Below are 12,650 nucleotides of genomic sequence, written 5' to 3'. Positions count from 1 at the left end.
TGTGCACCAATGGACCTTTAATCAGGGCTTACCCAGCAACCATGTAAATGTCATAACTCAGGGGCCCGAAGGTTTCTTGTGGATAGCGACAGCCAGTGGCTTAACTCGATTTGACGGCAGCGAATTCAAAAATATTTTAGCTATCCCTGAAGCTAAGAGACATTTGCTTTCAGATAATATCGAACAACTGTTTTTTGATACATCGGGTGTATTATGGCTCGGAACCCGAGGCGGCCTGGCAAAACTCCAGCTTACTTCCGAAAACAAGCTTAAAACATTTGAGTTATCGGGGCGTCAGTCTGGTGGTCAAACTCGTATAAAACACATTTCGGAAGATGAAAAAGGTAGGTTACTGGTTGGTACAGACCGATTCATTTACCGCCACACTCCCGGAACAGAGGTTTTTGAACCCTTAAGTCTAAGCTATAACGACACCCCGATTCAGCAAATCAACTATATTTATCATGGAAAAAACTGGAACTGGTTAAGTACTGAAAATCAGGGCTTATTTGTCTGGGATGGTTTTTCCAGTGAAGTTTTCGCAGTTAACAAACAAAACCCGATTACAGACAAGATACCAGGCAACCAGCTTTATGCTGCCGTTCACTATCAAGATAAGCTCTGGCTTGCCACAGAGCAAGGCCTGGCTTTGTTAGACAAGAATTTACGCTTACAACCACTCCCTGAGTACCTTAGCAACCTAAATAAAGTTAATGATATAGCATTAACCCAAGACCGTACCGCAATTTTACTCAGTGCTGCTAATGGTCTGTATGAATTACAAAATGAACAGCTTATCAAGCTATATAACGCCCCCACCGCATCGGCTTTGCAAGTTACCCGGGGGGACGTTTTTTTCTTACCGGATAATCAGGGTATTTACCAACTAGACACGCCTTTTGCTCCGGCGGCTCTGGTTTCTGGTTCCAATACGCAGCAGAGTTCAGCCAGCATAAACATTCCTCAACTGATGCAACAAGTATCAGCAGCTATAGAAGATAGCAACGGTAACTGGTGGTTGGCGACAGAGTTAGGGTTATTATTTTATAATACCGTCAATGAAGAAATCTCCGAACTTAACCATTATCCGGACGCCCAGTTTGAGATCAATAAAATGCGTTTATTCGCTAACCAGCTTTATCTTGTTAATAACTCCGGAGCGCTATATCAGTACAACATTATTAATAAAGACTGGAATTCACTGGTAACGTCAGAATTGTCGGCAACACCCAATAATTTAAATTTAACGACATTTGACCATTCGCTTTGGCTGCATACTAAAACCGAAGCCATCGAAATAAACGCATTTGGACAAGTCTCTCAGAAAAAAGTAATTTCTGTCGATAATGAACTGTTAAACAAACCACCTCATATTGACTTAGAAAAAGTCAGCAACGCCACATTTATAGCCGACTTTACGATTCCATTCGCAGCCGCTCCGACAGAGTTACACTACCGCTACAAATTGAATAACGCTGAAAATAGCTGGCAAACTTTAGAGAAAAGCGGTGCATCGCTACAACTATCGTCGTTGCCCGCCGGATCGCATGAATTGGAGGTTCAGGTATCTTATCATGATGACCTCTGGTCGCCATCGGCGGTGGCTCAGCTTGACGTGGCAGTTCCTTTTTGGAAAACACCTTTTGCCTGGGTCGGCTACATACTTATCTGTGCCCTGGGCCTGTTATCGTATTGGCTTTATCTGCGCCAGCGGCAAACCAGAATGCGTCGCGACCTTAAACAGTATCGCCGGCAGGCTCAGGGAGTACTTTCCAGCCGTTACCAATGCTGGGAATGGGATCTCGAGTCAGGCGAACTGATACGACAGAATATCTGGGAGAACTGCCCTGCTTTCCCTATTGACGGGAAGCGACTCGGACTCTCTGGTGGTAAGTCGAACGTGCACCCGGAGGACTTAAAACGACTACAAAAAAGCCTTGAAGACCATCTAAGTGGTGAGTCTGAGTTGTTCGAATGCAGCTATCGGCTGGACAATCAGGGCAACTGGCTGTGGGTGTTAGATAGAGGAAAACTCCAAACTGACGATGAACACCGAACCATGTTCGGTACGTTAAGTGATATAAGCAGCCTGATAAGCTCGGAAGAACGAATTACAATGCTGGCTTCCTCTATTACAAATATATCTGATGGAATTTGTATCTTTGACCGCTTTTTCCGGAAACGTGAGGTCAACAATGCATTTGAGCGAATTAGCGGTTTCAGTCGTGAACAGGTTTTAGGTCAGTTATTAACGCTTGAATGTTATCCCGAAAACTTTGTTAATCAAATAAAAAGAGCGGTCATAAAAGAGGGAACCTGGCGTGGTGAAATCACCGATGTTAAAGCCAACGGCGAAGAGTTCCTGATGGAATTAACCCTTGATGCCGTTCGGGATGATAACGGCGAGGTGTCACTCATTGTTGCCAGTTTCTCGGATATCACCGAAAGGCGTCACACAGAAAACGAGCTTCGCCGCTTGTCGAACACCGACACTTTAACCGGTCTGCCGAATCGTTCTTACTTTCAGGTCAGTCATTCAAACCTGGTTAGGAAAAAAGTCTCACATACTCTATTGCTCTTTGATTTGGACGACTTTAAGAAAATTAACGACTCCTTAGGTCATGAGATTGGTGACCAGCTTTTATGCCAGGTTGCCGAGCGACTCATGGAGATTGGTCGTCGGCAGGATACTCTTTACCGGCTGGGTGGAGACGAGTTTGGTTTGCTCATTGAAGACAGTGTGGACATAAACCTAATTGGTGATTTGGCCAATCAAATTAACCTAAAAGTGGCAGAGCCTTACTTCATTGAGCAACAAGAAATTGTCATTGGCAGTTCCATTGGCATTGTACTTTACCCTCACGACGGCCAGACGTCGCAAGAGCTTTTACAGAAAGCCGATATGGCTATGTATCATGCCAAGCAGCGTGGCGGAAACTGCTATCAGTTTTTCAGCCAGTCAATGAACGAGAACGCGCTCAAACGACTTAAGCTGGAAAATGAGTTAAGAGCGGCATTAAAGTCTCATAATATTCGCGTTTACTATCAGCCGAAAATAGAAATAAACTCCGGCCATATTGCCGGACTTGAGGCACTGGCCCGCATTGAGAGTGAAGACGGCTCAATGATTAATCCGGCTGACTTCATTCCTCTGGCCGAAGAAACCGGGCTTATCATTCCCCTAGGCGAAGAAGTTTTGCGGCTAGCATGCCGTGATATGAAACGCTTTATGGCTTGTCAGGGCTCACCGAAGAGCATTGCTGTTAATTTGTCTGCCCGACAGTTTATGCAATCCAGTCTGGCCTTACAAATTGAACAAATTTTACGGGAAGAAGGTTTACACCCTCGCCATGTTGAGTTTGAGATAACCGAGGGCATGGTCATGAGCGACCCTGAACGCGCCATTACTATGATGGAAAACCTCTCAGATATGGGCGTAAAACTGGCTCTGGATGATTTTGGGACCGGTTACTCTTCGCTGTCCTATCTTAAGCGCTTTCCAATGAACAGCCTGAAAATTGATAAAGCCTTTGTTGATGACATTACCATCAACGACAAAGACCGTAATATGGTTGCGTCAATTATTGCAATGGCGCATAACCTTGGCCTGAAGGTTGTTGCGGAAGGCGTTGAAACCAAAGCCCAGCTACAGACATTAAAAAGCCTCAAATGCGAATACATTCAAGGCTTTTATTTTGCAAAACCGATGCCGGCTGATGCATTAATTGAGTTTATTGAGCAGCACAACGAGGTTGCTGCTCAGGTCTAACCCATTAAAGGAAGCTATTGATAAAAGCTCCAGCCATTCTCTACCATCTGTTTAAGTAAAGGTGCCGGGGTGTATCGTTCACCTCGCTCGCCCGCCAGCTTCTCCAGTTTGTTCACTATATTTCCAAGCCCCTGGCTGTCCATGTAACGGAAAGGTCCACCAAGGAAAGGTGGGAAGCCAATACCGAAAATTGCACCAATATCACCGTCACGAGGACTGCGGATAATCTCTTCCTGCAAGCAGTAAGCCGCTTCATTCAGCATAGGCAACAGGCAAATATCAATGATCTCGTCCGCAGATTTATTCTGGTTCGGATCAATATCCAGCAACGAATACACTGAAGTGTCTACCGGCTTGCCCTTCACACTCTTGCCGTATTGATAAAAGCCTTTCTGATTTTTCTTTCCTTTACGGTCATCGTCTATCAGTTTTTCAAAAGCTTCAGGGGCTTCAAAGCGATCACCCAGCTCTTTCACCAACACCGGAGCCACTTTTGCTGCAACGTCAATACCAACCTCGTCAAGTAAAGTAATTGGCCCTACCGGGAAACCAAACTTCACCAAAGTTTTATCCAAGTGTTCGATAGGCTCTCCGGCCAACAACAGGCGTGCCGCCTCGTTCATGTAGGGCGCAAGAATTCGGTTTACATAGAATCCTGCACCATCTTTCACCACTATCGGAGTTTTACCCTGCTTCTTAGCCAGAGACACCGTTGTGGCTATGGTCTTATCCGAAGTACCCGGATGGGTAATAATTTCTGCCAACGGCATTTTATCGACCGGAGAAAAATAGTGGAGCCCAATAACCTGGTCCGGACGCTTGGCTGTAGCCGCTATTTGAGTAATAGGCAGCGAGCTGGTATTGGTTGCAAAAATGGTCGACTCAGCGGCGTGCTCTTCTACGTCAGCAACCATTTTTTGTTTTAGATTAAGATCTTCAAATACCGCTTCAATAACCACGTCGGTACGTTCAAAGCCACTGTAATCTAGCGAGCCGCTAAGCATCAGCATGGTCTTTTCAAGCTCGGCGCGACGCATATGACGACGCTTCACTTTCTTATCTAAACGCTCGTAACTGTAATGTAACGCATGCCGAATTCCGTCTTCAGCGATGTCTTTGATACGCGCGGGAATGCCTGCTTTAGCCGCCGTAACATAGGCAATGCCACCGCCCATCAATCCACCGCCTAAAACACCAACCCGTTTAATCGTATCGGGTTTAACACCATCGGCACCGGTTTCTTTTTTCATTTCTGTGGTGGCGAAGAAAATCTGGCGCAGCTGATAAGACTCTGGCGTCATCGCCAGTTCACCAAAGCTGCGGGCTTCCTTGTCTAAGCCAGCTTCACGGCCACGTTCAACACCTTCACGCACCGTCTGAATGATTTTATCTATTGCCGGGTAATTGCCCTGAGCTTTCTTCTGCGCCTGCTCACTGGCCTTTTTAAAGATAATGTCACGGCCAAACTTGGTCGCTTCCAGCACTTTACTGATCCCCTTAAGTGGCGGTTTAGTCGCTTTTGGCTTGCGTTTTAACGCGTGCTCAACGGCAACATCTAACAATATGCTTTGAGGCACAACCTCAGCAACGAGCCCTGCTTTCAGAGCCTGTTTAGCCCGCAATTCCTTACCGGTCAGGATCATCGTCAGTCCTTGCTGAACACCAACCAGTTCAGGCAGACGCTGAGTACCACCACTACCCGGTAACAAGCCTAATTTCACTTCAGGTAAGCCCAGAGCTGTCTTGCTGTTGTCGGTACAAACCCGCACATGACATGCCATGGCCAGTTCCAGTCCGCCGCCCAGGCAAGCTCCATTAATAGCCGCAACCACAGGCACATTTAACTGTTCGATGCGATCAAACATAGCCTGCCCTTTTCGCGCCAGACTTTCTGCGTCCACGGCATTTTCACAACCATCTATCATGTTGATATCAGCACCGGCAATAAAGGAGCCTTGCTTACCACTAATAAAAACCACACCCTTAACTGAATCATCGCTTTCTAAGCGATTCATCAAGCTGCCAACTTCTTCAGCAAATGAGTCTTTTAAGGTATTCATCGACTCACCAGGGACATCAATCGTAATTACAGCGACGCCGTCGTCCCTAACTTCCATAGTGAATGCTTTATCCTGACTCATTATTCTGTCTCCACAATCATTGCTGCACCCAGGCCACCAGCAGCACAAGCGGTTGTTAAACCGACACCACCACCGCGACGGCGCAATTCATTCAAAGTCTGTGTAATCATTCGGGTACCGGTGGCGGCAAATGGATGACCATAAGCAATGGAGCCGCCCAGCACATTAAATTTATCCATATCGATTTCGCCAATAGCTTTATCACGTCCCAGCTTTTCTTGCGCAAACTTGTCACTGGCAAACATCTTCATATTCGCCAATGTTTGCGCTGCAAAAGCTTCGTGCATATCAATAAGATCTAAATCCTTTAAGCTCATACCGGCACGATCTAAAGCAACCGGAGTCGAATAGGACGGTCCCATCAGCATGTCTTCTTCAACCTGTAAGGCGGCAAACGCATAACTGCGTAAATAGCCCAGTACCGGCAGACCAAGTTCTTTCGCGCGGCTTTCGGTCATCATCATTACGGCGGAAGCCCCGTCCGTTAACGGTGTGCTATTTGCCGCAGTCACTGAGCCGTGCTTGCGATCGAATACCGGTTTTAATTTCGCCAGTTTTTCTATCTGACTGTCGCCACGGATATTATTATCGCGGCTCAAATGCTGTTTATAAGGCTCTGGATAAGCGGTCATGACTTCGTCACTTAACCAGCCGGCTTCCCATGCAGCATGAGCTTTTTGGTGCGATCTTACCGTTAGCTCGTCTTGGTCTTCACGGCTAATGTTATGCGTTTTCGCCATTTGTTCAGCCGTTTGTCCCATACTGAGTCCGGTACTGTATTCAGCAACTGCCGGTGGTACAGGCAATAAGTCTTTAAAACCTAAACGCTTCAATATTGAAAACCGTTGTCCTAAGGTTTTTGCTTTATTCAAATCGACTAGAGCACGCGCCAGACGTTTACTGACGCCAATAGGCAGTACCGAAGACGAGTCGGCACCACCGGCAATACCGCCACGAATGTGGCCTGCCACCATAGCTTCGGCAATATTTACCGCAGACTGAAAACTGGTAGCACAGGCGCGTGATACACTGTAAGCGTCTGTACCAACAGGCAGGCTGGTTCCCAGTACGATTTCACGGGCGATGTTAGGCGCTTCCGGCATTTGCACAACCTGGCCAAACACCAGTTGCTCAACCCAGTCACCTTCAATACCGGTTTTGTTCACTAATTCCTGAACAACCATTTTGCCTAAATCGACTGCGGGTATGCCGTGAAAGTCTGTTGCTTGTTTCGCAAATGGTGTTCTTATACCTGCCACAAAGGCTATTCTTTCACCATTTACTGTTAGCAAGCGTTGTGCTGCTGTCATAATAATTCCTCAATTCAAAAACCAATACTGGTCTGACCACAAATTATGTTACAAATTCTAGCCCGTAATAGAGCAGATTAAAACCACCGTTTTCGGTAAAGTATGCTGTATAGATTGAAAATTCGGAACAAAGACAGCATTGTTGCTGTCATTGCTATGCGGTACTGACAGCATAGTCAGTTTTCGCCGATAACGACAGCCTGGAGTAAACATGACCGCGACAGCGTTTCAACAATTACAAAATTACCTGAATCGGCAAGTTCTTGGACAGCCGGACTTCACTCAAAACCTTTTAATTGCCGTACTGGCTGACGGCCACCTGCTGGTAGAAGGCCCGCCCGGCCTGGCTAAAACCCGGGCAGTACAGGCTTTAGCAAAAGGTATTGAAGGTGACTTTCACCGAGTGCAGTTCACTCCCGACTTATTACCTGCTGATTTAACCGGCACCGACATTTTTCGTCCCGAAACCGGACAGTTTGAGTTTCAACAAGGCCCTTTGTTCCATAATTTAATTCTGGCCGATGAAATAAACCGGGCCCCGGCAAAAGTTCAGTCAGCGTTACTGGAAGCTATGGCAGAGAGACAAATTACGGTCGGCCAGCGCAGTTACCCGCTTTCTGATCTCTTTATGGTGTTAGCAACACAGAACCCGCTGGAGCAGGAAGGAACTTATCCACTTCCTGAAGCTCAGCTCGACCGGTTTTTGCTCCATTTAAAACTCGACTATCCGGATGCAGAGACAGAACAGCAAATCTTACGTCTTACTCGAGGGGAAGCGCTGTCAGGTGATCTCGACATCCCCACTCCGTTGACGCAAAAACAGCTATTTGATGCACGTCACGAAGTTTTGCAGCTTTATTTAGATGAAGCCGTTGAAAACTATCTGGTACAGCTGATCATTGCCACACGTCAACCGCAGCGCTACGACCAGAATTTAGCCCAATGGATTGGCTACGGAGCCAGCCCTCGAGCCACTATTGCGCTAGAGCGTTGTGCCCGCGCTAAAGCCTGGCTCGACGGTCGCGATTTCGTCACACCTGACGATGTTATCAGCGTGTTCCATAACGCTTTACGCCACCGTATTATTTTGAGTTATCAGGCGGAAGCCGATGGCGTATCACACGATCAGGTTTTGGATACCATTCTAAAACTGGTTCCGGCGCCGTAATGTTAAAAGCTGAAGTTGAACAATGGCTTAAGCAGTTGCACTGCGATGGAGTCAGTCCCGGTATTCAGGAGCTTCTCTACTATCGCAGTAAAATTAATGCGTTTGCGCGCCATCATAAAAGTCTGCCGCGCTCAAGCCAGACTGGCCCTCTGCTAAGCAAAAGCCGTGGGCGCGGAATGGAGTTCGATGAAGTACGGCATTACCAGCCAGGTGATGATATCCGCTCCATTGACTGGCGGGTAACCGCGCGAACCGGTAAAGCCCACACTAAGCTCTATCGCGAAGAAAAAGAGCGCCCGGTGTTTATCTGGGTGGACTTATCTCTGACTCAGCTTTTTGGCAGCCAATTTGTATTCAAATCTGTTCAGGCCTGCCATTTAGCCGCGGCACTGGCCTGGCAGGCACAACACAAAGGCGACCGTATTGGTGGGCTCATTGGCAACGGTTGGCAACATCAGGAGTTAAAACCTATAGCCAGACAAAAAGGCGTTTTACGTTTATGTCATGCACTTCTGGAAGTTCATAAAGACAGCCTGAACCGTTGGCAAGACAAGCAAAAACAGCAACAAAACACGCTGGATGATAACTTAAAACGCATACGACAACTGGTTAAGCCCGGCAGCAGCATTCATGTTATCAGTGATTTTTATAACGCCAGCGAACGCTTTCTGGACGGATTACGCGTGCTATCCCAGCATAATTCGGTTCGTTGTTTTGGGCTTTACGACCCTATGGAGCATGAGTTACCCCAGGGGTACTCGTCGCATCCACTGGCGATTACCGATGGTCAGCAAAAAGTCAGTATAAATCTAGCCGACCAACAGCAAAGAAAAACATATCAAAATGCCGCCGAGCTTCGTTGGAGCAGTATTCAGCAAGAATTCAGGAAGCGGAAGTTGGCTTTAACACCAATATCCAGTGCCTTACCATTGGAACAGCAATGGGCAGAGGTAAAATAATGCAGCAACCGTCACTAAATAATCTTAATGATATTGTTGAACCGGGAGCCGCGAGTTGGTGGCCGCCGTCATGGCCCGCAATTGCTATTGCCGTTGCGCTACTGGCTTGCATTGCTTTTTTTATTTTCTGGTTAGTTCGACGTCGGCAGCAATCGCGCGCGCGTAAAGCGGCTATCAGACAGTTGCAGCAAGACAGAAACATGAGTATCGAAGAGCTTACTATATTACTGAAACGCACGGCGCTGGCCTATTACCCCAGAGAGCTCATTGCGGAAAAACACAGTCGTCAATGGATAAGTTTCTTGCTCAGTCCTCTGTCAGGCAAGGAAAAGGTAACTTATGAACCTTTGCTTAATGAGGCGAATAAAAACTTTTATGGCATTGCTGATAATAACTTTAATCGACACTACTACGAACTCGCTCGCCTGTGGCTGAGTAAAGATTTAAGCAAGCAACCCGGAGCCGAAGATGTTTGAATTTGCCTGGCCGTGGATGTTTTGCCTGCTGCCCTTACCCGCCATTATCTGGAAATGGTTTCCGGCCGTACGTAAAAACAGCTCTGCTATACGCCTTCCCAGCACTTACGGTTTAGTTAGCGGCAGTCAGAATTCTGGTAAACGCTGGCTTTTATTACCGTTGATGAGCTTATGCTGGATCATGCTGGTCGCGGCTGTAGCAAAGCCTCAGTGGCTGGGCGAGCCGCTCGCAATTCGAGCCGAAGGAAGAGAAATTATGCTGGCGGTGGATCTATCCGGCAGTATGGAGATTGCAGATATGCAACTGGAAGGCCGCTCAGTGAATCGTTTAACTATGGTTAAGCACGTTTTGAGCGACTTTATTGAACGCCGCGACGGTGACAGGCTTGGGCTTATTCTATTTGCAGATACCGCCTATTTGCAGACACCCATGACTTACGACCGCAATACTGTAAGGCAAATGCTCAATGAGTCTGCGCTTGGCTTAGTTGGTGAACGCACCGCAATAGGAGACGCTATTGCTTTGGCCGTGAAACGCTTTCGTAACGATGAAGAATCGAACCGGGTACTGGTATTACTGACCGATGGTCAAAACACAGCGGGGAATTTGACTCCGGAACAGGCTCTCGAGCTGGCTCAGGCTTACGATGTGACGATTTATCCTATCGCCGTGGGTGCTGAAGAAGTGGTCGTTGATAGCTTTTTCGGACAACGAAGAGTTAATCCAAGCCGTGATTTGGACGTGCCGTTAATGCAAAGTATCGCTAAACAAACTGGTGGTAAATATTTCCGTGCCCGCAGTACCAATGAACTCGAAGAAATTTATCAACGCCTGGACAAGCTGGAGCCTATTGCCGGTGACCCTCAGCAACTAAGGCCTCGAGTGAGTTTATTTTACTGGCCATTGGCAATCAGTTTTCTTCTGTTTATTGCGGTAGCCTTGTTGCACTATCGACCATGGGGGAGACGTTCATGAGCGAATTTCACTTATTGCGCCCCTGGTGGTTGCTGGCTTTAATTCCTGTCGCACTGCTGTATTGGCGTTTACTCTACAGTCAGAAACATCAGGCCGGATGGCATCAATGGCTACCCGGTCACCTGTCAAAAGTATTGGTTAAGTCAGGGTCACAACCCTCTCTCTGGCCTGCCCACCGTTTTCTGTTAATTTCAGGTCTGGCAACACTGGCGCTTTGCGGGCCTACCTGGGAACGACTGCCACAACCGGTTTACCAGCTTGAGTCGGGACAGGTTGTGGTTATGGACATGTCGCCATCGGTTTTAGCCGATGACATTTCACCCAACCGCTTAACCCGAATGAGATACAAAGCCATTGATTTAGTCCGGGCGGGACTTGATGGTGACACCGGTCTTATCGCTTACGCCGACGATGCTTTTATCATCAGTCCGCTGACTGCCGATAACCGTAATTTAATGAACCTCATTCCCTCACTGTCGCCCGACATTATGCCGGCGCAAGGCAGTGAACCTCAGTTGGCTCTGGAACTGGCTGACGACTTATTAAAAAATGCCGGCTATCCGCAAGGCGATATATACTGGCTTACCGACGGCATCAGTAGTAGCGAACTCAACCAACTCAGTAGTTATTTGCGCTCTATCGATCACCGGGTTTCTATTCTGGCAGTTGGTACTGAAGAAGGAGCCGCAATCCGCGACAGCTCTGGCCGTTTATTAAAAGACAACAATCAGGTCATTATTGCCAAAACTTATGCTTCGCGATTATCTGATCTGGCTTCTATTACGGGTGGAGCCTTCTCATCAGTAACCGCCGACAATAGTGATATTGATAAACTGATAAACCAGGCACCACTGACGCGTGAAGGTAAGGACGGTGATGATCAGCAGCAAGGAGACGCGTGGCGTGATATGGGCCCTTACGTTGCACTCTTTATCTTGCCTATTATGTTATTCAGCTGGCGTCGGGGCAATCTGCTAAGCCCTTTGTTACTCTCTATGTTATTGCCTTTAATCGGCTTCACTCCAAGTGTTCATGCTGAACAGGAGTCCGTCTGGCAGAAACAACTACTGAATCAGGAGCAACGCGCACAGCGTTTATATCAGGAAGAAGAATATCAACAGGCTGCTAACCTTAGTGACACGCCTTTTCGCCAGGGCGCAGCTCTGTACCGCGATGGGGACTATGAAGCTGCCGCCGAGGCCTTCTCTCAGGACGATTCAGCAGAAGCGCAATACAATTTAGGTAATGCCCTGGCTCAGCAACAACAATACGATGCAGCAATAGAAGCTTACGACAAAGCGTTGGAACAACGGCCTGACTGGTCCCAGGCAGCGGAAAACAAGCAGCTTGCTGAACAATTACAACAACAGCAGGAGTCAGAAGACTCCGGCGGCTCGGACGAATCCTCCGAGGAGTCAGATTCTGATAATAACGAATCGGATAAGAATTCTGAGCAAAGTGGTGACAGCGAAGAGCAGCAAAGTAATCAATCCAACAACAATGATGGTCCTCCTAACCCGGATGAGCAGGGCCAGCAAGATGGAGAGTCTGACCCAGAGCAAAAAGAACAGGAGCAGGAGTCATCTCAGGAAGAAATGCAAGAACAGCAGAGCCAGGATCAAGACACCGAAAGCGCCGAAGAATCCAGCGAACAACTTCAACAGCAAGTGCGCGAGGGCGATATTGATCCTGAGAAAGCCCAGCAATTGGAACAGTGGATGAACCGGGTGCCTGATGACCCGAGTATACTGCTACGTAATAAAATGCTTCTGGAGAGCCAGAAACGGCGTCAGCGAAGAGCCTCAGAACCCCAGGGAGAAGATAAAAAATGGTAAGAGTATGGCGACACAT

General features: G+C 47.5%; 8 protein-coding genes. 6 read left to right on the top strand and 2 right to left on the bottom strand.

What is annotated here, in order from left to right:
• Position 1: 1 nt before the first annotated feature.
• Positions 2–3,769 (top strand): EAL domain-containing protein, encoded by a 3,768-nt coding sequence (locus ACN0TF_RS01010; protein WP_417440403.1) that lies wholly within the window; start codon positions 2–4, stop codon positions 3,767–3,769.
• 14 nt (positions 3,770–3,783) lie between these two features.
• Here ACN0TF_RS01010 and fadJ read toward each other — a convergent pair whose 3' ends face one another.
• Both fadJ and fadI read right to left on the bottom strand, forming a co-directional pair.
• The gene (gene fadJ, locus ACN0TF_RS01005) at positions 3,784–5,910 is read right to left on the bottom strand and encodes a fatty acid oxidation complex subunit alpha FadJ (protein ID WP_417440402.1); all 2,127 of its coding nucleotides are present in this window, start codon (positions 5,908–5,910) and stop codon (positions 3,784–3,786) included.
• Complete coding sequence (fadI, locus tag ACN0TF_RS01000; RefSeq protein WP_417440401.1) at positions 5,910–7,220, bottom strand: acetyl-CoA C-acyltransferase FadI; 1,311 nt, start codon at positions 7,218–7,220, stop codon at positions 5,910–5,912. Before fadI ends, fadJ begins: the two co-directional genes overlap by 1 nt.
• 211 nt (positions 7,221–7,431) lie before the next feature.
• Between fadI and ACN0TF_RS00995 the strand changes: the two genes are divergently transcribed.
• The 5 genes from ACN0TF_RS00995 to ACN0TF_RS00975 are packed head-to-tail and all read left to right on the top strand — an operon-like array spanning position 7,432 to position 12,634.
• Positions 7,432–8,388, top strand: a complete 957-nt coding sequence (locus ACN0TF_RS00995) for an AAA family ATPase (RefSeq protein WP_417440400.1) — start codon at positions 7,432–7,434, stop codon at positions 8,386–8,388.
• Entirely contained in the window at positions 8,388–9,347 is a 960-nt protein-coding gene (locus ACN0TF_RS00990; RefSeq protein WP_417440399.1) for a DUF58 domain-containing protein, read from the top strand. Before ACN0TF_RS00995 ends, ACN0TF_RS00990 begins: the two co-directional genes overlap by 1 nt.
• Positions 9,347–9,823: a DUF4381 domain-containing protein gene (locus ACN0TF_RS00985; protein ID WP_417440398.1), complete on the top strand. Its 477-nt coding sequence runs from the start codon at positions 9,347–9,349 to the stop codon at positions 9,821–9,823. Before ACN0TF_RS00990 ends, ACN0TF_RS00985 begins: the two co-directional genes overlap by 1 nt.
• Entirely contained in the window at positions 9,816–10,799 is a 984-nt protein-coding gene (locus tag ACN0TF_RS00980; RefSeq protein WP_417440397.1) for a vWA domain-containing protein, read from the top strand. Before ACN0TF_RS00985 ends, ACN0TF_RS00980 begins: the two co-directional genes overlap by 8 nt.
• Positions 10,796–12,634 carry a VWA domain-containing protein gene (locus ACN0TF_RS00975; protein WP_417440396.1) on the top strand — a complete coding sequence of 613 codons (1,839 nt, stop codon included), beginning with the start codon at positions 10,796–10,798 and terminating at the stop codon, positions 12,632–12,634. The genes ACN0TF_RS00980 and ACN0TF_RS00975 overlap by 4 nt, the downstream gene beginning before the upstream one ends.
• The last annotated feature ends 16 nt before the right edge of the window (positions 12,635–12,650 follow it).

The organism is Idiomarina sp., assembly GCF_048265525.1.
Lineage (GTDB): Bacteria > Pseudomonadota > Gammaproteobacteria > Enterobacterales > Alteromonadaceae > Idiomarina.
The sequence above is the reverse complement of the archived record's forward strand: the minus strand, read 5'-3'. Positions and strand labels throughout refer to the sequence as shown.

Excerpts from the sequence above, each read along its gene's own strand:
- fadJ (WP_417440402.1), bottom strand. The coding sequence starts at position 5,910 with ATGAGTCAGGATAAAGCATTCACTATGGAAGTTAGGGACGACGGCGTC.
- fadI (WP_417440401.1), bottom strand. The coding sequence starts at position 7,220 with ATGACAGCAGCACAACGCTTGCTAACAGTAAATGGTGAAAGAATAGCC.
- ACN0TF_RS00995 (WP_417440400.1), top strand. The coding sequence starts at position 7,432 with ATGACCGCGACAGCGTTTCAACAATTACAAAATTACCTGAATCGGCAA.
- ACN0TF_RS00990 (WP_417440399.1), top strand. The coding sequence starts at position 8,388 with ATGTTAAAAGCTGAAGTTGAACAATGGCTTAAGCAGTTGCACTGCGAT.
- ACN0TF_RS00985 (WP_417440398.1), top strand. The coding sequence starts at position 9,347 with ATGCAGCAACCGTCACTAAATAATCTTAATGATATTGTTGAACCGGGA.
- ACN0TF_RS00980 (WP_417440397.1), top strand. The coding sequence starts at position 9,816 with ATGTTTGAATTTGCCTGGCCGTGGATGTTTTGCCTGCTGCCCTTACCC.
- ACN0TF_RS00975 (WP_417440396.1), top strand. The coding sequence starts at position 10,796 with ATGAGCGAATTTCACTTATTGCGCCCCTGGTGGTTGCTGGCTTTAATT.